Here is an 18,952-nt window from a genome sequence, read left to right on the forward strand (position 1 = left end):
CGGTTAGGATGTCGTAGCGGGTCACTTCTCGGTCTCCTTGGAGTTCTTACGGGCCTTGCGGGCCGCGCGGGCTGAGGGGTCGACATTGCGCACGGTCGACGTGAGCAGGTCGGGGTCCGCGGCGAGCTCTTCGTGCGCCTTCTCGATCTGCTCGACCGTCGAGGCCGACAGGATCGAGTCCTCGAGCGAGGCGCGCTCACCACGAGGGCTGCGGGCCGCACGGATGGCCGGCATCACGATCGACAGCACCGCGAGCACCAGCAGCACGATCGCGATCGGGCTGACGACCTCGAAGAACGGGCGCGTCGGCAGGATCGCCAGCGTGCGAGCCAGGTTCTCCTCCGCGAGCGGGCCGAGGAGCAGGCCGAGCACGATGGGCCCGGCCGGCACCTGCATCCGTTTCAGCAGCACGCCGATCACGCCGAACACGAGCATCGTGATGACGGTCGAGAGGCTGTTCGAGGTGGCGTACGTGCCGATGATGCAGAAGATCAGGATGCCGCTCCACAGGTACGGCTGCGGGACGTCGAGCAGCTTGACCATGCCCTTCATGCGGACGAGGCTCAGACCCAGCGAGAGCAGCGTCGCGACGAGCATGATGCCGACGATCGAGACGACGAGGTCGGGACGGTTCGTGAACAGGGTCGGGCCCGGCGTGATGCCCCAGATGATCATCGAGCCGATCATCACGGCCATCACCGAGTCACCCGGGATGCCGAGCGCCATCGTCGTCGTGAGTGAGCCGCCGAGTGTGGCGCTCGAGGCGGTGTCGGAGGCGGCGACGCCCTCGATCGACCCCTTGCCGAACATCTCGGGGTGCTTCGAGGCCTTGCGGGCACGCTCCCAGCCGATGAGGCCCGCGATGTCGCCACCGGCCGCGGGGATGAGCCCGACTCCGAGGCCGACAGCGCCGCCGACCGCGGTCGCCCGCCCGCTCTGCTTCAGTTCCGAGCGATTCGGCCACCAGCGACCGAGGCTCGAGATGGGTCGCACGTTCGACTTCCGATACGTGAGCAGCTGGTCGAAGAGCTCGGCGATGCCGAAGAGTCCGATGATCACGGCGATGAAGTTGACGCCCTCGACCAGCTCGAGCACCCCGAAGGTGAAGCGCTGGTCGGCTGTGGCGGCGTACGTTCCGACGGTGCCGAGCATGAGCCCGAAGAGACCGGCGAGGATGCCCTTGAGCATCGACTTCGATGAGATGCCGATCATGATCGAGATGCCGAAGACGACCAGCGCGAAGAGTTCCGGCGACTTGAAGTAGTCGCGGGCGAAGCTCGCGATCGGCACCGCCGCGACGGCGAACAGCACGAGGGAGGCGAGGATGCCGACGGCCGAGACGATCGCCGAGATCGTCAGGGCGAGGCCTGCTCTGCCCTGCTTCGCCATCGGATAGCCGTCGAGCGTCGTGGCGATCGACGCGGGGGTGCCCGGGGTGTTGATGAGGATCGAGGGGACGCGATCACCGAAGTTCGCGGCGACGTAGATCGTCAGCAGCACGGCGAGGCCCTGCACGGGCTCGAGCGTGAGTGTGAATCCGGCGGCGAGGGCGACGGCCATGGTCGCGGTGATGCCGGGGAAGGCTCCGACCATGAAGCCGAGCAGGAGCCCGACGAGCATGTAGAGCAGGATCGAGATGTCGAGGAGCGAGTCGAGCCCCTCCATGAGCGCGTTCACAGCGGGATCCTCAGGAGCATGCCGAACACGACGTAGACGAACGCCGTGACGGAGACGGAGTAGATGATCAGGCTCAGCCAGCGGCGGTGGCCGTAGAGGAGCATGAGGCCGGCCATCAGCAGTGCGGCCGCCACCGGGAAGACCTCGATGCGATAGCCGAACAGGATGACGGTGCCGAGCGACCAGACGGCGATGAAGACACCCGCGATCGCGAGAGTGGCGACGACCCGGATGACACCTCCCGACTGGATGCGGTCGAGGTCTTCGCGGCCCTGTGCGGGCCGCGTGACGGCCACCGCGAGAACGGCGAGCGAGATGACCACGGCGGTGACGGCGATGACCATGGGCCAGAAACGCGCGTCGATCTGACCGGGCGCAGCCTCGCGGCGCAGCGGGATCTGGGTGGCGAGGAACAGATAGCCCGCGCTGAACGCGAGGGCGACGAATCCGAAGACGATCTCGAGCGGCCGCGACGCGGGTGCGCCCTGCTGCTCGTCCTGCTCGGCCGGGCTGGTGGCATCGGCGTGGGACATGGTGCTCCTTCCTGGTCTGACGTGCGTCATCGGATGGTGCGGGGCCGGTGATGAGCCCGGCCCCGCTCTCCGAGGGCCGGTCAGCCCAGGAGCTCCTTGAAGAGGTCGAACTGCTCGTCGACGAAGGTCGTCCACTCCGCAGAGTCGCGGTAGACCACGAGGTTCCCCGCATCCTTCTGGAACTGCTGGTAGGTGTCGGACTCGACGGCTTCCTTCACCGCGGACTCCAGCTCGCCCTTGACGTCGTCCGGCAGGCCCTTGGGGGCGTAGATGCCACCCCACCCTCCGAAGACCACGTCTTCGCCGATGGCCTCATCGACCGTGGGCACGTCCTCGGCATCCGGGTGGCGCTCGTCGTTCATGACGGCGAGGATGCGCACGGCCTCGCCCTGCGCGAGGGCCTCACCGAGACCCGACACCGCGGCGACGGTCTCTCCGGATGCGGCGGCGGCGACGGCCGTCGCGCCACCGTCGTACGGCACGGGAGAGAAGGTCGCGTCGGTCGCATCGCCGAGGCCGACGGTCGCGGCCTCCCAGATCGAGCCGGCACCGGAGTTGGCGACCGTGACGGCCCCGGACTTGGCCTGGGCCACGAGGTCTTCGAGCGACTCGATGCCGCTGTTGGCGCCGACCGTGATGACTCCGGGAGCCAGCATGATCTGGCCGAGCAGATCGAAGTCCTCGGGGAGCACGTTCGCGCTCTGCGTGGTGTTGAGCATCGCGATCTCGACCGGGGCGAACCCGATCACGTAGCCGTCGGGATCCTGCGCGCCGACGTACTCCATGGCGAGCGCGCCTGCGGCACCCGGCATGTTCTCGGGGATGACGCTGACGCCGAGGATCCCCTCGAGCTCGGTGGCGAGGGCGCGCGACGACAGGTCTGACCCGCCGCCGGGGTTGGCCTGGATGATCAGGCGGATGTCGTTCTCGGGAAAGGCGGATGCCGCATCCTCACCCTCTTCGACCTTGGTGCAGGCCGACAGGACGAGAGCGGTGGCGGCGACGGCCGCGATCGCGGCGGCCGCCCGGGTGATGCGCATGCGGGGCATCTTTGCTCCTCTACGTGGGTCGACCTTGTTGTCGACATCCCCGACCGTAGCAGTGTTGACTGTTAACAGTCAACACTCGGAGTGATGCTTGAGGCCGTGCGGTCGAAGCCGTGCCGTCGCGTCGGTGCGCGCAGGGTCGGGATCGAGAACCGACTGTCAGGCCGGGCGGCCGGCGAGCTCGCTGAGCATCCGATCGCGGGCGCCGTCGAGATGGGCGGTCAGGACCGAGGCCGCCTCCTCCGGTGTGCCGGAGCGCATCACGTCCATCAGCTTCACGTGATCGTCCGACGACTCGTGGAGGTCGTCGTCGTGATTGATCGTGACCTCGAGGAGCGAGGCGAAGGTCGGCAGGTACTGGCTCCAGGCACCCTGCAGCCGGGGATGGTCGGCGAGCGCGTAGATCTCCGAGTGGAACTCGAGGTCGGCGGCGACGAAGGCCGCGTGATCACCGCTGTCGGCGGCGGCACCCATCCGCCCGACGGCCGCAGCCATCGCCGCCCAGCGCGCGTCGTCGTCCACTCGCATGGCCCGCGAGAGCGCCAGCTGCTCGAGGGCGCCGCGCAGGCTGTACAGCTGATCGACGTCGTCCTGCGAGAGTCCGGTGATGTACACGCCACGAGGGCGCTGCACCTCGACGAGCTTCTCGAAGCTGAGCTGGGTGAGCGCGTCGCGGATCGGTCCCCTGCTCACCGAGAACTCCTCGGCGAGGGCCTCTTCGGTGATGCGGGCGCCGGGCGCCAGCTCTCCGCGGACGATGCGCTGGCGCAGGACCTGCGCGACCTGCGCTCCGAGGGACTCTCCGCGCTTCACGGTCTGTGTCACGGTGACCTCCTGTTAACAGTTGACAGGATACACACCGGGCGACATGGCGGAGGGAGCGCCGCGACGGCGCTCCCTCTCTCGGCTCGCGCCGAGCACCTTCTCGTCAGCTGAGCCAGGCGGGAACACGTCCGCGGAGGAACGCCCCGTCGAGCGAGAAGCGTCCGGCTCCGGTGAAGGCCAGCGCGAGCGCGGCGACCCCGAGTACCGCGACGAACTCGTATCCGCCCTCGCCCACCCACAGGCCCGCGGGCAGGTGCACGGCGACGAGCGCCACGACCATGTCGACCGCGAGCAGGATGCCGACGGGGCGCGTGAAGAGTCCGAGTGCCAGCAGGATGCCGCCGATCAGCTCGACGAACGCGACGACGGGCGCGGCGATCTCGGGCAGCGGCACGCCCATGCCGGCGAAGCTGCCGATGGTCCCGGGGAGGGTGTACTCGAAGATCTTCTGCGCTCCATGAGCGGCGAAGACGAAGCCGACGACGACACGCAGGACGAGGAGTCCCAGCGAAGAGGCGGCGGAGGGGGCGGTGGTGTTCGTCATGAGGAGATGTTCCTTCGTGGCAGGACACCGCGCGCCAGGCGCGGAGCAGGGTCGTTCCCTGCTCCGACGGTAGAAAGCGCACTTTTCCTTCTCCTGAGCGCGCCCGGCTCGGAGCCCGCGTCGAGCAGCCTTCCGTAGACTCGCCGGGTGGCGTGAATCACGCTGGGGAGGGCGATGGTCGCAGCCGGGAGAGGGCAGGGACGAAGGTGAGGGCACGATCGGCATTCGGTGTGCTGCGCCTGGCGACGGCATCCGTGTGCACCGTCGCGCTCGTGCATCGCCTGTTCTGGGGCCTGAGCTCGCGCACGATCGCGGGCGAGAACTTCTTCGCCTACCTGACAGTGCAGTCCAACTGCGCGCTCGTCGTCGTGCTGCTGATCGGGGCGGTGCTGGCGTTCATCCGGACCGCGGATCCACGCTGGTTCACCGTCTCCTTGGCGCTGGTGCTGACCTGGACGATCACCGCAGGGCTCGCCTTCGCGCTGATCGTGTGGCAGGCGGGATTGCGCGGCATCCGCGTCGACGTGCCCTGGTCCGATCAGGTGCTGCATTTCTATCTGCCCGCGTGCACGGCCATCGCCTGGGTGCTCACGCCGGGGCACCGCGGTGTGCCGTGGTGGATCGTGCCGACGGCACTGGCCTTTCCGCTCGCCTGGGGAGGCGTCACCCTGTGGCGCGGCCCCTCGGTGGGCTGGTACCCCTACTACTTCCTGGATCCTCGTCAGGTGTCGGGCCCGCCCGAGTTCCTGCTGACGAGCGGGATCGCTCTGGCGATCTTCGCGCTCGTCGCAACGGTCATCGTGCTCGTCAGCAGGATGCGGCGGCGAGGCCACGAGCGCCCCGAGGTCTGAACCCCGCGCAGGACCCCGCTAGACGGCGGTGAGGAACGGCGTGAGCGAGGCGATCGCCGCCTCCAGCACCTTCTGATCGTCGAGCTTCGCGAACGCGTCGGCCGCTTCTCCGCCGACGATGCCGACGACGACGTCCTCCCCCGTGACCGGGGCGAGGTTGAACCAGGTGCGGATGAGCCCGTCGCCGCCGACGGCATGCCAGATCGCCGCCTCGGGTTCGCCCTCGGTCTGCGGCGCCGCGAGGGCGAGCGGCTCGTCGAACCTCAGCCAGACGGTCTCGATGCGACCCATGCCGAGCGCGGCGATCGCACCGCGGTGGCCGAACGGCAGAGCCGGAGCGAACTGCAGCCCCTCGCCCTTGAGCACGCCGAGCGGCACGGTGATCAGCACCCGGTCGAACGACAGCGATTCGCCCGACGCGATGCCGAGACTCACACCCTTCTCGTCGTAGGCGATGCGGCTCACGGGCGACGAGAGACTGAGCTTCGCACCGTCGAGCAGCCCCTCGATCACAGGCGTCAGGTCGCCGAGCGGCGCGATGTACTCATCGGCCGGAAGCGCCGGCGGGAACCACGACGACTCCTGCGCGGCGTCAGCCCCGGAGAACGCCGTGATCGAGGCGAGCAGCGCCGCGAGCCCCGGCTCGGTGGGGTCGGCCCCCGCCTCGGTCAGCGCATCCTCGAGAGAGATGTCGGTGACGCCCTGCTGCGCCGAGGCGATCGCCGCCTGCACGGGCTCGGTGGAGACCGGCTCGACGTCGCCGTCGGCGGACCGCCATCGCGTTCCGGTGAGCGAGACGTCGCGGACATCGAGCTCGGTGAGGTGGTCGCGTATCTCACCGTCGGATGCGCCGAGAAGCCACCCTCCCAGCTGCGCCGGGAAGGGCCAGTCCTTGTCGTCGACGACGGAATGGATGCGTCCGCCGACGCGATCGCGCGCCTCGAAGACCGTGACCTGCAGACCGTCGGCGACGAGCCGTGCTGTCGCCGCGGCCCCGGCCAACCCCGCGCCGATCACCGCGACCCGTTCGCCTGTCGCCGCCGCACGCAGGAGCTGCCCGGCGGCGCGGTCCCCCGAGCGGAGAGCGCCCGCGATCGTGCCCGGCGCTTCGGTGTCGGTCGCTTCGCCGGACAGGAACAGGCGGTCGTCGATCGGCTCCGCGAGCGCATCGCGTTCGCTGACCTGCGTGCCGACGGGCGTGAAGCTCGCGGCGCCGAGCGCGAAGGGATCCGTGGACCACGAGCTGCGGGCGAACGCCGCCGGGGTGATCGTGTCGGATGTCGGCTTCGGAGTCGGCGACCGATCGGGCGTGGGCGACGGCGCCGGCTCGGGCGTGCAGGAGGCCAGCAAGACCCCCAGGACACCGGCTCCGGCGCCCATCAGCAGTGTGCGACGCGTCATCCTCATCGTGTCGCAACGATACCGCGCGCGGATGGATGCGCGGGTTCGGTGTTCCCTTCTGCACCGAAGCGGGGCTCGCCCCGACTCTCCCCAGACCCGCAGGATCACGAACGGGCGGGCGGCCTCCGACGACCCCACACTGCCATTCTGGCGCGACCCTCACAGGATGGAGTCATGACGATGAACGAGCCTCAGGTCTGGACGCTCATAGGGGTGTTCGGTGCCGCGCTCCTGGGTGGCTTCACCCTTGTGACGACGCATTTCGGCAGAGTGGTGCGGGCCGAGATCGGCCGCCTCGACGGCACGCTCTCCGGAACGATCGGCCATCTCGAGGGAACACTCGCCGGGAAGATCGAGGCGCTGGACGGCAGGCTCACCGGCCAGATCGAAGCACTCGACGGAAAACTGTCCGGACAGATCGAAGCGCTCGACCACCGACTCACCGGACAGATCGAAGCGCTCGATGCGCATCTGAACGGTCGCATCGACATACTCGACCACCGACTCGACACCCTCGACAAGGAGGTCGCGAACCTCGCCACCAAGGTGTGGCGATCGTCGTAGGGGTCGCCCTCGGCGGGTCAGTCCCGCCCGCCGCCCGGATGCCAGAGGACGACCTCGGCCGAGCGGCGGAGGCGGCGGCCACTGGGCATCGGGATGACGCCCGCGGCACCGGCGGCGAACACGCGGACGCCGGGGCGGTTCTCCCGCTCGGCGCGCAGCGCGGCGTCGAGTTCGGCCACGCGGCTGCGCAGCATCCGGTTCTCGTCTTCGAGGTCGAGGACACGCGCGATCGCCGGAAGACTCATGCCTTCGGATGACAGCTGGGCGACCTCGCGGAGTTGCTCGATGTTGCGGGTCGAATAGCGACGAGAGCCGCCGGAGGTGCGACCGGGCACTACGAGCCCGATGCGGTCGTACTGCCGCAGCGTCTGCGGGTGAAGACCCGAGAGCTGGGCGGCGACGGCGATCGCGAACACCGGGGTGTCGGCGTCCACGCGCTGGTCAGCCACAGTGGATCACCTCCTCCTCGGTGTTCGCGTTCGTCATGATCTTCTAGCGCCGTGCCTTCGCCATGAGGTCGGCACGCGGGTTCTCCGCCGGCTCGAGTGCCTGGAACTTCTCCAGCGCCTCCCGAGCAGCCTCGTCGAGGTGCGACGGCACCGCGATCTGCAGTTCGGCGAGCAGGTCGCCCGTGCCCTTCGAGGTGGTCACGCCGCGTCCCTTGACGCGCAGCACGCGTCCGGACGGGGTGCCGGGGGCGACACGCAGCTTGACCGTGTCGCCGCCGAGCGTCGGAACCTCGATGGTCGCGCCGAGCGCCGCCTCGGTGAACGTCACCGGTACGACCACGCGGAGGTTCAGCCCTTCACGGGTGAACACCGGATGCGGCCGCACCGCGATCTGCACCACGACGTCGCCGTTCTCCCCACCGTCCGGCGAGGGACGGCCGCGGCCGCGGAGCCTGATCTTCTGCCCGTCGGCGACACCGGCGGGGATCTTCACCTTGAACGGCTTGCCGTCGTCTCCCTGCAGGGAGATCGTCTCTCCCTGCACGGCAGTGGCGAAGTCGAGCGTGGTGCGCGCCGTGACGTCGGCTCCCTTCTGGGGGCCGCCGAACCCGCGGAATCCACCGGAGGTCTGCCCGAACCGACCGGAGCCGAACGAGCCACCCTGACCCTGATTGAACATCGCGAAGATGTCCTCGAAGTCGGCGGACTGCTGCTGCCCGCGCCCCTGCTGCCCGAACCGGCTGAAGACGTCTTCGAAGCCGCCCGCGCCCGTGCCGCCCGCCGTGAAGCGTGCGCCCGAGCCCATCGCGCGGATCTCGTCGTACTCCTTGCGCTGTTCCGCGTCAGAGAGCACCGAGTACGCCTCGCTGACCTCTTTGAACTTCGCCTCGGCCTTCTCGTCACCCTGATTGGAGTCGGGGTGGTACTTGCGAGCGAGCTTTCGGTACGTCTTCTTGAGATCGGCGTCGCTGACGTCCTTCGAGACCCCGAGGGTCTTGTAGAAGTCCTTGTCGAACCAGTCCTGGCTAGCCATCGATCACCTACTCTGCGGGAACGGCGACGACGACCTTCGCGGGACGCAGCTCGACATCACCGAGGCGGTAACCCACCTCGACGACCTCGAGCACCGTGGTCTTTTCGACGCCCGGGGTGGGCTGCTGGAAGATCGCCTCGTGGCGCTGCGGGTCGAATTCCTCGCCCTTCTCACCGTACGAGACGACACCGAGGCGCTCCACCACCGTGCGCACCTTGCCCGCGATCACGGCGAAGGGCGTGCCCTCGACCAGATCGCCGTGCTGGGCGGCGCGGTCGAGATCGTCGAGCACGGGGATGAGGCCCTTGGCGGCCTCGCCCTTCGCGCGCTCGATCTCGACCTGGCGCTGCTCTTCGGTGCGGCGGCGGTAGTTGGCGTACTCGGCCTGGAGGCGCTTGAGGTCGTGCAGGAGCGCGTCCTCGGCATCCGCGAGCGCGGCATCCCCTGCGGCGGCCTCGGCCGTCTGATCCGCGTTCAGGATGTCGTCGATCGTGAAGTCCGCATCGGAACCCTCCGCGGCCCTGGCCTCATCGGAGTCCGGGTTCTGCGGCGCGGGGCCGGATGCCTGAGCATCCGACCCCTCGCTGCGAACCTCGTCGTCACCTTCGAAGTTCTTGTCCGTCATGATTACTTCTTCTCGTCCTCGTCGTCGACGACCTCGGCGTCGATGACGTCCTCGTCGGAGGAGCTGTCATCGGCCGGAGCCTCGCCCGCGGCGTCGGCGTTGGGAGCGCCCTCTGCCTGGGACTGTGCGTAGATGGCCTCGCCGATCTTGCCCTGCGACTGGTTCAGCTTGTCGAACGCGGTCTTCACGGCCTCGTCGTCTTCGCCGGCCAGAGCCGTCTTGAGCGCGTCGACGTCGGCCTTGACCTCGGTCTTGACGTCTTCAGGCAGCTTGTCGTCGTTCTCGGTGATCAGCTTGTCGATCGAGTATGCGAGCGTCTCGGCCTGGTTGCGGACCTCGGCGGCCTCACGGCGCGCCTTGTCTTCCGCGGCGTGCTCCTCGGCCTCGCGCACCATGCGCTCGATGTCCTCCTTCGACAGCGACGAGCCGCCGGAGATGACGATCGACTTCTCGGTGCCCGTGCCCTTGTCCTTGGCGGACACGTGCACGATGCCGTTGGCGTCGATGTCGAACGTGACCTCGATCTGCGGGATGCCACGGGGGGCCGGGGCGATTCCGGTGAGCTCGAAGGTTCCGAGCGGCTTGTTGTCGCGGGTGAAGTCGCGCTCGCCCTGGAAGACCTGGATCGCGACGGACGGCTGGTTGTCGTCTGCCGTGGTGAAGGTCTCGCTGCGCTTGGTCGGGATGGCCGTGTTGCGCTCGATGAGCTTGGTCATCATGCCGCCCTTGGTCTCGATGCCGAGGCTGAGGGGCGTGACGTCGATGAGCAGCACGTCCTTGCGCTCACCCTTGAGGACACCGGCCTGGAGAGCGGCACCGACGGCGACGACCTCATCGGGGTTGACGCCCTTGTTGGCCTCCTTGCCGGTCTCGCGCTTGACGAGCTCGGCGACGGCCGGCATACGGGTCGATCCACCCACGAGCACGATGTGGTCGATGTCGGCGACCTTGATGCCGGCTTCGCGGATGACGTCCTCGAACGGCTTCTTGGTGCGGTCGAGCAGGTCCTTGGTGAGGTCCTCGAACTTCGCGCGGGTGATGGTCTCGGAGAGCGAGACGGGGCCCGACTCGGTCAGCGACAGGTACGGGAGGTTGATGCTGGTCGAGGTCGAGGAGGAGAGCTCCTTCTTGGCCTGCTCTGCAGCCTCCTTCAGACGCTGCAGGGCGATCTTGTCACCCGAGACGTCGACGCCCGTGGTCTCCTTGAACTGCTTGATCAGGTGGTCGACGAGGCGCTGGTCCCAGTCGTCTCCACCGAGGCGGTTGTCACCGGCGGTCGAGCGCACCTGGATGGTTGAGAAGTCATCGTCCTTGCCCACCTCGAGCAGGGAGACGTCGAACGTTCCGCCACCGAGGTCGAAGACCAGGATGAGCTCGTCTTCCTTGCCCTTGTCGAGGCCGTATGCGAGGGCCGCAGCGGTGGGCTCGTTGATGATGCGCAGGACGTTGAGGCCCGAGATCTCGCCGGCCTCCTTCGTGGCCTGACGCTCGGCGTCGTTGAAGTACGCGGGGACGGTGATGACGGCGTCCGTCACCGTGTCACCCAGGTAGGACTCGGCGTCGCGCTTCAGCTTCTGGAGGATGCGCGCGGAGATCTCCTGCGGCGTCCACTTCTTGCCGTCGACGTCGAACGTCCAGTCGGTGCCCATGTGGCGCTTGACGGATGCGATGGTGCGGTCGACGTTCGTGACGGCCTGGCGCTTCGCGGTCTCGCCGACGAGCACCTCGCCGTCCTTCGTGAAGGCGACGACCGAGGGGGTGGTGCGGAAGCCCTCGGCGTTGGCGATGACCTTCGGCTCGCCACCCTCGAGGACGCTGACGACGGAGTTCGTCGTACCGAGGTCGATTCCAACAGCACGTGCCATGTGATTCTCCTTTGTTGCTGAGGTTGATGTGGTCTGGAAATCCGGGGCGATCAGGGAAACCTGAGTCGCGATGACTCAACTGTACTCCGACCTCCGGATGCTGTCAAACAAAGTTGATATGGATCGGCTCAACTTTGGTCGCGCCGCGTTTCCGACCGGACCACGAGCCCACACATCCGCACCCGCACATCTGCCCCGGGCCGGAGCGAGATGCTCGAAACACCGCCGTCACACGGCTCGCCTACAGTCTCAGCATGCGCCGCCCGATCCTGCTCGCCGTCTCACACGGGACCTCGGATGCCGAGGGCGCCCGAGCGATCGCCGACCTGGTCGACGCCGTCGCGGCAGCCGTCCCCGACGTCGAGGTGCGCAGCGCCTTCGTCGACGTGCAGGAGCCCGACGCGGCCGACCTGCTGCCGACGATCGACGGGCCGGTCGTGATCGTGCCGCTGCTGCTGTCGCGCGGGTTCCATGTGCACCACGACCTGCACGGCATGGCGGCGAAGAAGGCGGATGCCGTCGTCAGCGACCCGATGGGACCCGACCCTCGACTCGCTGAGGTGCTGGCGGATCGCCTCGCCGACGCATCGGCCGATACGCCCTCCGCCGACACCGGACCCCGCGAACCCGTGATCCTCGCGGTCGCCGGCTCTCGCGACGCCGACTCCTTGACGGATGCCGAGGCCATGGCGTCCCTGCTCTCCCTCCGCCTCGGCGCGCGGGTCGAGCTCGCCTACCTCGCCGCCCGTCAGCCCGATCTGCCCACGGCGGTCGCCGCGCACCCGGATGCGGTCGTCTCGACCTATCTGCTCGCTCAGGGGTTCTTCTTCGACATGACCGTGAGCCAGGCCGACGGCAGAACCGTCACCCTGCCCCTGCTCGACGGAATCACCGTGCCGCAGCCCCTGATCGACCTCATCGTCGCCCGCTACGACGAGGCGTCGGCGCGACTGCTCTCCCCCGTCGGCCCGATCACCGAAGCCGCGCACCCGTGACAGCCGACGGCATCGGCCCGACCGTCGGATCCGTCACGACCGTCGGATCCGTCACGCTCGTCGGCGCCGGCCCCGGCGATGCCGGGTTGCTGACCGTGCGGGGGCTCCGTGCGCTGCAGGACGCCGAAGTGATCGTCGCCGACCGACTCGGAGCGCGAGCCGTGCTCGCCCAGCTCGCCGACGACGGCGTACGGATCGATGCCGAGGTCGTCGACGTCGGCAAGCTCCCCGGTCACCATCCTGTGCCCCAGGACGGCATCAACGAGCTGCTCGTGTCGCTCGCCCGCGAGGGGCGCCGCGTGGTGCGGTTGAAGGGCGGCGACCCGTTCGTCTTCGGCCGAGGGCGGGAAGAGCAGCTGTTCTGCGAAGCGGCCGGCATCCCCGTCGAGGTGATCCCCGGCGTGACGAGCGCCGTCGCCGTGCCGGGCCTGGCCGGCATCCCTCTGACCCAGCGCGGCGTCTCCGAGACGTTCACCGTCGCCAGCGCCCACGACCAGATCGAGGCGCTCGGCGGTGGGCGCGACCACACCATCGTCCTGCTGATGGGCGTGAACACCCTCGGCCACTCCGCGCATGTCCTGGCCTCGGGCGCGCGCGGCGGCGACTGCCCCGTCGCGATCATCGAAGACGGATTCGGCGCACACGAGCGGGTGACCGTCGGCACGCTCGAGACGATCGCCCACCTCGCCGCGGCTCGGCAGGTGCGATCTCCCGCGGTCGTCGTGATCGGCGACGTCGTCGCCCTCAGCCCGCACTCCGGGACAGCCCCGAGTTAGGCCACCCTCAGTCGCGAGGTGGCAGACTGGATGCGACAGAAGGGCACTGATGACTGACACGGACGCCTACGACGTGCTCGTGATCGGCGGTGGCCCCGCCGGGCTCTCCGCCGCCCTGAATCTCGGCCGCTCCCTCATGCGCGTGCTCGTCGTCGACGCGGATCGCCCTCGCAACGCCGCCACCCTGAACTCGCACGGGTTCCTCACCCGGGACGGGGTGCCGCCGCACGAACTGCGGCGCATCGCCCGCGAGGAGCTCGCCGCCTACCCGAACATCGAGGTGCGCACCCGCGTGCGGGTGCTCGACCTCGCACGCACGGATGCCGGTGGGCAGTCGGATGCCGGCAGTGGGACGGATGCCGGCAGTGGGACGGATGCCGGCGGGGAGGCCCCCCGGTTCACGGCGTCCATCGGCCGCAAAGACCCGACCGACGTCGTCACGGCCCACTCCGCACTGCTGGCCACCGGTCTTCGCGAGACCCTCCCCGACGTGCCGAACCTGCGCGGCTTCTACGGCATCAGCCTGTTCAGCTGCGCGGCCTGCGACGCATGGGAGATGCGCGGGAGACGACTCGCACTCATCGGCACGACGCCTGACCTCGCCGAGCGCGCGCGGCTCATCGCGCGCTGGACCGAGGAGCTCACCGTGTTCACGCTCGGCGCCGACACCGTATCGGCCGTGCAGGAGGCCGAGCTCACCGCGGCGGGCGTCGCGATCGTGCGGCATCCGATCACCGAGCTCGTCGGCGACCGGGGCCGTATCGAGGCGATCAGGGTCAGCGATGGAACGGTCGTCCCGGTCGAGGGCGGGTTCGTACGCCCGGAGTGGGAGACCGACCTGTCGTTCCTGCGCGGATTCGCCCCGTCGGTCGATCACGACGGACACCTCGTGACGGATCGCTCGGGCCGCACCGACGTCCCGGGGCTCTACGCGGCAGGCGACGCCGCGATCCCCGGCCCGCAGCAGCTCATCGTCGCGGCCGGCGCCGGTGCGCGGGTGGCGTCGGTGATGGTGCAGGATGCCGTCGGCATCGCATCGGCGCACTGACAGCCGCCGGATCCGTCCGGCGAGCGCGCGCGGGCCCCGACTAGGCTGACCGGCATGACGCGCATCTCGCAGGTCTCGCCGCTCGTCCGCCTCGCCGCCGTCTCTGTCGTCGCGCTGGCCGTGCTGCCATTGAGTGGCTGCCTGTATGCCCAGATCCCTGCCGACGTACCCGACGGCGACGGACCCGACCCGTCGCCCACCACCAGCCCGACGGAAGAGGCCTCAGGAGATCTGCCGTCGACTCTGACCTTCGACGAGGGCGCCACGCTCGCCCCGTCGGCGTACATCCAGTGGGGTGACGGCTTCGTCGTCGACGACGGCTGGAAGATCGTCAAGCCCGACGACGGCAACGGCGGCTGGACCTACGGCACGGTCGACGACACCTGCACCGCACAGTTCTGGCAGGGGCAGATCCCCGACGTGCCGACGGTCGCGGGCGATGACAGCGTCAGCTCCGACGCGATGCTCGCCGTGATCCTGGGCGAGACGGATGCGGCGGCCGTCACTCCGCTCGCCACGACCGGCGCGTTCAGCTACCAGATCGGCGGCAACGCGGACGTCGAGAACCGGCAGGTCGAGGGCGAAGCCGGCGAGCGCACCTGGAGCATGGCCGCGCGGGCGTTCACGGCGACGGGGGTCGGACTCTACGTGATCGTCGACTGCACGGGCGGCGACATCGACGCGACGATGGCCGAGGTCATCGACAAGAACGCCGTCGTCGTGCAGTGACGCCCGTCGGGCGTCACTTGCCTCCGGGAGGCCCGACCAGCAGCAGGATCACGTACAGCGCCACGATGCCCACGACGAGCAGGATCGCGAGCGCCCACGGGCGACGGAGGAACCATCGCATGAGGCGGTCGTACCAGCGGGCGTCGCGCGGGTCGGCGGTCTGCTGCAGACGCCAGTCACCGGCCAGTCGGCCGGTGCGGTGCAGCCAGATCTCCATCGGGATGGTCGCGTAGGGCACGATCGCGCTCACCACGGCGAGGATCGCGACGCCCACGTTCCAGCGCTGGTTGAGCGCGACGAGCACAGCGGTCGCGGCGTAGGCGAGGAACACGAAGCCGTGGATGCCTCCGCCGATCGTCACGACGATGCCGGGGGCGCCGACGGCGCGGGCGATGATCGCCGAGATGAGGATCGTCCAGGTGATCGCCTCCGCGATCGCGAGGACTCGGAACAGGCGGTCGGGTGTGCGGAACACGGGACTCCTCGGGTGGGGGTCCTTCCAGCGTATCCGGAATAGCTATGCGCCCCTGGGCGTTGCCGAAGGCATGGTGACCGTCGATTCCGCAGCCCTCGGACAGGTGCTCGACTCCGTCGACCTGCGCGTGGGAATCGCTCGACGCGTCGCGTTGGCCGCAGGCGGGGTCTTGCCGCTGCCTTCGGGCGCCGCCACTCTCGTCTACATCGCCGACGGTTCGGTCAGCGGACATCCGCCCCTCACCACCGGATGCCGCCTCGACGTCGACCGCACCGCGCAGATCGTGGCCGTCGACGACCGACCGCTGAGCGCGAACCTCGTCAGGGGCGATGCCTTCCTCACGCTCGGCCGCGCGCCGATCGCCCTGGAAGCCGGCGCCGCCACCGACCTCGTGGTCGTCGACCTCGAGTTCTCGGACAGCGCGTCGATGCTCGCCGCCGTGCTGCCGGATCCGATCACCGTCATGTCGTTCGACGCCCTCGAGCCCGCCGCGGCCGCCCTCGCCGGCAGCATGGGGCCGACGGACCCGCCGTCGTACCCGGTGCGGCAGGGCGACCCCGTGATCTGCCGGATGATGGCGCAGACCGTGCTGCTCAGTGTCATCCGCGCCTGGGCCGCGAACGGCTGCGCCCCCGCCGGATGGCCGTCCGTCTCGAAGGATCCGTTCCTCGACCGCGTGGTCGACGCGATCCACGAGCAGCCGGGTCGCGAATGGACCGTGGAGCGCCTCGCGAGCGTCGGGGCGATGTCGCGTTCCGTGTTCGCCGAGCGCTTCCGCAGCGCGATCGGCCGCTCCCCCGCCGACTACGTCACCGAGGTGCGCATCGACGCCGCCAAGCGGATGCTGAGCGCGGGCCGGTCCGTCAGCGAGACCTCGCGCGAACTGGGCTATGCCTCGGACGAGGGGTTCAGCCGCGCCTTCCGACGCCGCACCGGCATGACCCCGTCCGCCTGGCGGGCGTCGGAGCTGACCGCCGTTCCCGCCTGAGCCCGAAGCGCGGAGCGCGGCAGCCCTGAGCGCGGCAGCCCTGAGCGCGGCATCCCTGAGCCCGGCAGTATTGAGCCCGGCGACCCGGTTCGAGACGGCCGGAACCGCCGCTCAGGCGAGCGCCGCGGCCGCGGTGCTCCTGCGGTTGGACATTCCGAAGAGCACGGCACCGACCAGCAGCGAGACGGCCCCCAGCACGTAGACGAACTCGACGTCGAGGGTGTCGACGAGCAGTCCTCCGAGGCCCGCCGCGATCGTGATCGCGCCCTGGAATCCGACGACGACCAGACTGCCGCCTGCTTCGAGCCGGTCGGGCATCCGGTGCCCTACCCAGGTGTTGGCCACGAGCAGCCAGGACGAGAAGAAGAAGCCCCAGACGAACACGACGATTCCGACACCGAGCACCGACCCCGAGAGGAAGATCATCGACAGCACCGACACCGCGATCACGAGCGGCGCGAACACCGCGAAGAACGCGAAGGTGCGGTCGATGAAGAACCCGAGTCCGAGGTTGCCGGCCAGGCCGCCGACGCCGAAGAGCGCGAGCAGCAGGATGATCGTCGACGGCTCGACCTCGGGGATGCGCTCGAGCGCGAGTCGCACGTATGTGTAGGCGAGGAAGTGCCCGAGCACCACGAGCACGTGTCCGACCATGCCGAGTCCGATACCGGGGCGACGCAGGGTGTCGACGAGAAGGCGGATGCTGGATGCCTGCTCGGCCGGGACCGACGGCAGCATGAATCGCAGCGCCACGGCCAGCAGCACCATGAGCACGCCGGCGATCGCGAAGACCGTCTGCCAGTCGACGATCTCGCTGAGCATGACGCCGAGCGGGACTCCCGCGACCGTGGCGAGCGAGACCCCGGCGGAGGTGAACATGACGCCGCGCCCGAGGTGCTCGGGCCCCGCGAGCCGCACGGCGACCGTGATCGACATGGCCCAGAACGCGCTGATCGCCGCCCCCAGCAGGAACCGTGCGAGCAGCACGATGATGAGGTTCGGCGCGATCGCGACGATGAGGTTCGACGCGGCGGCGGCGAGCGCCATCCAGATGAGCAGCGACCGCCGGTCGAGGCGGGGGAAGATCAGGCCGACCGTCGGGGCGACGATCAGGCCGACGAGTGCGGTGACCGTCACGGTCTGCCCCGCCTGCCCCGGCGTGACGCCGAGGGCGTCGGCCATCTCGGTGAGCACCCCGTTGGGCAGGAACTCCGCCGTGACGAGCAGGAAGCCCATCAGCATCAGCACGATGAGCCCGCCGTAGCGGATGCTCTCGGTGCGGGCGGTCGTCACGGGAACGGGCGCGGTCGTGGTCATGGTTCAACACTCGCAGGCGCGGAGCCCGCGTGCCCGACGCGGCGTCCACGGCATCCGACCATTCGTCCGGACCGGACGCGTCTCCCTCTGCATCGGAGGGACTCTGGACAGCATCCGCCCGCGCCCTCTAGGCTCGACGTCGCACCGGGGTTCTCCCGGAAGGCCCGAGCGAGAGGAGTGGATGACATGAACGCAGTCTCTGTCGCGCCCCTCGCCGACTTCCTTCCTCTCGAGGCCGCCCGCTCCTGATCCGCGGTGGCCTCCCTCTCTCGGAGCCACACCGTGTCTGATCTCTTCGCTTCGTCCGAAGCATCCTCTTCCCGTCCCTCCACCGGTTCGTCGGCCGCGTCGACGTTCGACGCCTCGCCCTTCGAATCCGTCCCGACCTTCGCCGACATCGAACCAGGCGACGGCCAGCGCTGGACGACCTGGCCCGCGATCACCCCGTCGGAGCGCGGACCCCTGCCCTGGCCCGCCTGGGTCGTGACGAGCGCCGGCGCGCTCGACACCGAGCTCGGCATCCTCAAGACCGGCAAGGAGGCCGACGTGTTCCTGCTCGAACGGGCGGTGCCGGACGACCCCGCGCAACGCACACTGCTCGCCGCCAAGCGTTATCGCGACACCGACCACAGCAGCTTCCACCGCTCGGGCGTCTACACCGAGGGCCGCAGCACCAGGAACACCCGCGACACCAGAGCGCTCGCGAAGAAGTCCGAGCACGGTCGGGCGGTCGCCGCCCTGCAGTGGTCGTTCGCCGAGTTCGATGCACTCTGCCGCATGTGGGAGCTCGGCGCGCCGGTGCCCTACCCCGTGCAGGTCAACGGCACCGAGCTGCTCATGGAGTTCGTCGGCGATGCGCACGGCGTCGCGGCTCCCCGGCTTGCTGCCGTGCGCAGCGATCGTGCCGAGCTGACGGATCTGTACGACCAGATCGTCGATCTGATGCGCATCTTCGCCGCGGCCGGCTTCGCCCACGGCGACCTGTCGGCGTACAACCTTCTCGTGCACGACGGACGCGTGCGGGTGATCGACCTGCCGCAGATCGTCGACATCATCGCCAACCCGCAGGGCCTCGACCTGCTGCACCGCGACTGCGTCAACATCTGCGACTGGTTCACCCGCCGCCGCGTCGAACGGGATGCCGAAGAGCTGTTCGCCGAGATGCTCGCGGCGTCGTACGCGTGAGCGCCGTCGTATGCGCGAACGCCGTC

At 69.3% G+C, this 18,952-nt stretch carries 20 protein-coding genes; 8 read left to right on the forward strand and 12 right to left on the reverse strand.

Annotated elements, in window-relative coordinates; all coding sequences use genetic code 11:
• Positions 1-21 precede the first annotated feature (21 nt).
• The 5 genes from ACTJKH_RS07960 to ACTJKH_RS07980 all read right to left on the reverse strand — a co-directional run bounded on the left by ACTJKH_RS07960 (position 22) and on the right by ACTJKH_RS07980 (position 4,625).
• Positions 22-1,677 carry a tripartite tricarboxylate transporter permease gene (locus ACTJKH_RS07960; RefSeq protein ID WP_440736460.1) on the reverse strand — a complete coding sequence of 552 codons (1,656 nt, stop codon included), beginning with the start codon at positions 1,675-1,677 and terminating at the stop codon, positions 22-24.
• Positions 1,674-2,210, reverse strand: a complete 537-nt coding sequence (locus ACTJKH_RS07965) for a tripartite tricarboxylate transporter TctB family protein (protein WP_210096148.1) — start codon at positions 2,208-2,210, stop codon at positions 1,674-1,676. Before ACTJKH_RS07965 ends, ACTJKH_RS07960 begins: the two co-directional genes overlap by 4 nt.
• An 80-nt stretch (positions 2,211-2,290) precedes the next feature.
• Positions 2,291-3,259 carry a tripartite tricarboxylate transporter substrate binding protein gene (locus tag ACTJKH_RS07970; RefSeq protein WP_259161522.1) on the reverse strand — a complete coding sequence of 323 codons (969 nt, stop codon included), beginning with the start codon at positions 3,257-3,259 and terminating at the stop codon, positions 2,291-2,293.
• Positions 3,260-3,415: 156 nt separating this feature from the next.
• On the reverse strand, positions 3,416-4,081 hold the full coding sequence (locus ACTJKH_RS07975; protein WP_210096150.1) for a GntR family transcriptional regulator: 666 nt from the start codon (positions 4,079-4,081) through the stop codon (positions 3,416-3,418).
• Between the two features lie 103 nt (positions 4,082-4,184).
• Positions 4,185-4,625: a DoxX family protein gene (locus ACTJKH_RS07980; RefSeq protein WP_440736461.1), complete on the reverse strand. Its 441-nt coding sequence runs from the start codon at positions 4,623-4,625 to the stop codon at positions 4,185-4,187.
• A 206-nt stretch (positions 4,626-4,831) separates the two neighbouring features.
• On the opposite strand from ACTJKH_RS07980, the gene ACTJKH_RS07985 reads away from it, so the two are divergent.
• Positions 4,832-5,476 (forward strand): Pr6Pr family membrane protein, encoded by a 645-nt coding sequence (locus tag ACTJKH_RS07985; RefSeq protein ID WP_440736462.1) that lies wholly within the window; start codon positions 4,832-4,834, stop codon positions 5,474-5,476.
• 18 nt (positions 5,477-5,494) lie between these two features.
• Here ACTJKH_RS07985 and ACTJKH_RS07990 read toward each other — a convergent pair whose 3' ends face one another.
• Positions 5,495-6,877, reverse strand: coding sequence for an FAD-dependent oxidoreductase (locus ACTJKH_RS07990; RefSeq protein WP_440736463.1), 1,383 nt, complete (start codon positions 6,875-6,877; stop codon positions 5,495-5,497).
• A 174-nt stretch (positions 6,878-7,051) separates the two neighbouring features.
• Between ACTJKH_RS07990 and ACTJKH_RS07995 the strand changes: the two genes are divergently transcribed.
• Positions 7,052-7,441 (forward strand): hypothetical protein, encoded by a 390-nt coding sequence (locus ACTJKH_RS07995; protein WP_440736464.1) that lies wholly within the window; start codon positions 7,052-7,054, stop codon positions 7,439-7,441.
• Between the two features lie 17 nt (positions 7,442-7,458).
• Here the strand turns inward: ACTJKH_RS07995 and ACTJKH_RS08000 are convergent, their stop codons facing one another.
• Genes ACTJKH_RS08000 through dnaK form a run of 4 tightly spaced genes read right to left on the reverse strand, consistent with a single transcriptional unit; the run spans position 7,459 to position 11,413 of the window.
• The gene (locus tag ACTJKH_RS08000; RefSeq protein ID WP_440736465.1) at positions 7,459-7,890 is read right to left on the reverse strand and encodes a heat shock protein transcriptional repressor HspR; all 432 of its coding nucleotides are present in this window, start codon (positions 7,888-7,890) and stop codon (positions 7,459-7,461) included.
• A gap of 43 nt (positions 7,891-7,933) precedes the next feature.
• On the reverse strand, positions 7,934-8,923 hold the full coding sequence (locus ACTJKH_RS08005; RefSeq protein WP_440736466.1) for a DnaJ C-terminal domain-containing protein: 990 nt from the start codon (positions 8,921-8,923) through the stop codon (positions 7,934-7,936).
• Positions 8,924-8,930: 7 nt separating this feature from the next.
• Positions 8,931-9,548, reverse strand: a complete 618-nt coding sequence (locus tag ACTJKH_RS08010) for a nucleotide exchange factor GrpE (RefSeq protein ID WP_259161515.1) — start codon at positions 9,546-9,548, stop codon at positions 8,931-8,933.
• A 2-nt stretch (positions 9,549-9,550) separates the two neighbouring features.
• Complete coding sequence (dnaK, locus tag ACTJKH_RS08015; protein WP_440736467.1) at positions 9,551-11,413, reverse strand: molecular chaperone DnaK; 1,863 nt, start codon at positions 11,411-11,413, stop codon at positions 9,551-9,553.
• 254 nt (positions 11,414-11,667) lie between these two features.
• Here dnaK and ACTJKH_RS08020 point away from each other — a divergent pair, with 254 nt between their 5' ends.
• Genes ACTJKH_RS08020 through ACTJKH_RS08035 form a run of 4 tightly spaced genes read left to right on the forward strand, consistent with a single transcriptional unit; the run spans position 11,668 to position 14,961 of the window.
• Positions 11,668-12,408: a sirohydrochlorin chelatase gene (locus tag ACTJKH_RS08020; RefSeq protein WP_440736468.1), complete on the forward strand. Its 741-nt coding sequence runs from the start codon at positions 11,668-11,670 to the stop codon at positions 12,406-12,408.
• Positions 12,405-13,184, forward strand: coding sequence for a uroporphyrinogen-III C-methyltransferase (gene cobA, locus ACTJKH_RS08025; RefSeq protein WP_440736469.1), 780 nt, complete (start codon positions 12,405-12,407; stop codon positions 13,182-13,184). Before ACTJKH_RS08020 ends, cobA begins: the two co-directional genes overlap by 4 nt.
• 49 nt (positions 13,185-13,233) lie before the next feature.
• Entirely contained in the window at positions 13,234-14,232 is a 999-nt protein-coding gene (locus ACTJKH_RS08030; protein WP_440736470.1) for an NAD(P)/FAD-dependent oxidoreductase, read from the forward strand.
• Between the two features lie 54 nt (positions 14,233-14,286).
• The gene (locus ACTJKH_RS08035; RefSeq protein WP_440736471.1) at positions 14,287-14,961 is read left to right on the forward strand and encodes a hypothetical protein; all 675 of its coding nucleotides are present in this window, start codon (positions 14,287-14,289) and stop codon (positions 14,959-14,961) included.
• Between the two features lie 13 nt (positions 14,962-14,974).
• Here ACTJKH_RS08035 and ACTJKH_RS08040 read toward each other — a convergent pair whose 3' ends face one another.
• The gene (locus ACTJKH_RS08040; RefSeq protein WP_440736472.1) at positions 14,975-15,436 is read right to left on the reverse strand and encodes a DUF3817 domain-containing protein; all 462 of its coding nucleotides are present in this window, start codon (positions 15,434-15,436) and stop codon (positions 14,975-14,977) included.
• Between the two features lie 70 nt (positions 15,437-15,506).
• Here ACTJKH_RS08040 and ACTJKH_RS08045 point away from each other — a divergent pair, with 70 nt between their 5' ends.
• The gene (locus ACTJKH_RS08045) at positions 15,507-16,424 is read left to right on the forward strand and encodes a helix-turn-helix transcriptional regulator (RefSeq protein ID WP_440736473.1); all 918 of its coding nucleotides are present in this window, start codon (positions 15,507-15,509) and stop codon (positions 16,422-16,424) included.
• A gap of 111 nt (positions 16,425-16,535) precedes the next feature.
• On the opposite strand, the gene ACTJKH_RS08050 is transcribed toward ACTJKH_RS08045, so the two are convergent.
• Entirely contained in the window at positions 16,536-17,741 is a 1,206-nt protein-coding gene (locus ACTJKH_RS08050) for an MFS transporter (protein WP_440736474.1), read from the reverse strand.
• A 282-nt stretch (positions 17,742-18,023) separates the two neighbouring features.
• Here ACTJKH_RS08050 and ACTJKH_RS08055 point away from each other — a divergent pair, with 282 nt between their 5' ends.
• Entirely contained in the window at positions 18,024-18,926 is a 903-nt protein-coding gene (locus tag ACTJKH_RS08055; RefSeq protein WP_440736475.1) for a serine protein kinase RIO, read from the forward strand.
• The last annotated feature ends 26 nt before the right edge of the window (positions 18,927-18,952 follow it).

This window comes from Microbacterium sp. 22215 (assembly GCF_052045655.1).
Taxonomy (GTDB): domain Bacteria; phylum Actinomycetota; class Actinomycetes; order Actinomycetales; family Microbacteriaceae; genus Microbacterium; species Microbacterium phyllosphaerae.

Coding starts and splice junctions, on each gene's coding strand:
- ACTJKH_RS07995 (WP_440736464.1), top strand. CDS start 7,052: ATGACGATGAACGAGCCTCAGGTCTGGACGCTCATAGGGGTGTTCGGT.
- ACTJKH_RS07980 (WP_440736461.1), bottom strand. CDS start 4,625: ATGACGAACACCACCGCCCCCTCCGCCGCCTCTTCGCTGGGACTCCTC.
- ACTJKH_RS07970 (WP_259161522.1), bottom strand. CDS start 3,259: ATGCCCCGCATGCGCATCACCCGGGCGGCCGCCGCGATCGCGGCCGTC.
- ACTJKH_RS07965 (WP_210096148.1), bottom strand. CDS start 2,210: ATGTCCCACGCCGATGCCACCAGCCCGGCCGAGCAGGACGAGCAGCAG.
- ACTJKH_RS07990 (WP_440736463.1), bottom strand. CDS start 6,877: ATGACGCGTCGCACACTGCTGATGGGCGCCGGAGCCGGTGTCCTGGGG.
- ACTJKH_RS08005 (WP_440736466.1), bottom strand. CDS start 8,923: ATGGCTAGCCAGGACTGGTTCGACAAGGACTTCTACAAGACCCTCGGG.
- dnaK (WP_440736467.1), bottom strand. CDS start 11,413: ATGGCACGTGCTGTTGGAATCGACCTCGGTACGACGAACTCCGTCGTC.
- ACTJKH_RS08050 (WP_440736474.1), bottom strand. CDS start 17,741: ATGACCACGACCGCGCCCGTTCCCGTGACGACCGCCCGCACCGAGAGC.
- ACTJKH_RS08020 (WP_440736468.1), top strand. CDS start 11,668: ATGCGCCGCCCGATCCTGCTCGCCGTCTCACACGGGACCTCGGATGCC.
- ACTJKH_RS08045 (WP_440736473.1), top strand. CDS start 15,507: ATGGTGACCGTCGATTCCGCAGCCCTCGGACAGGTGCTCGACTCCGTC.
- ACTJKH_RS08010 (WP_259161515.1), bottom strand. CDS start 9,548: ATGACGGACAAGAACTTCGAAGGTGACGACGAGGTTCGCAGCGAGGGG.
- ACTJKH_RS08035 (WP_440736471.1), top strand. CDS start 14,287: ATGACGCGCATCTCGCAGGTCTCGCCGCTCGTCCGCCTCGCCGCCGTC.
- ACTJKH_RS08030 (WP_440736470.1), top strand. CDS start 13,234: ATGACTGACACGGACGCCTACGACGTGCTCGTGATCGGCGGTGGCCCC.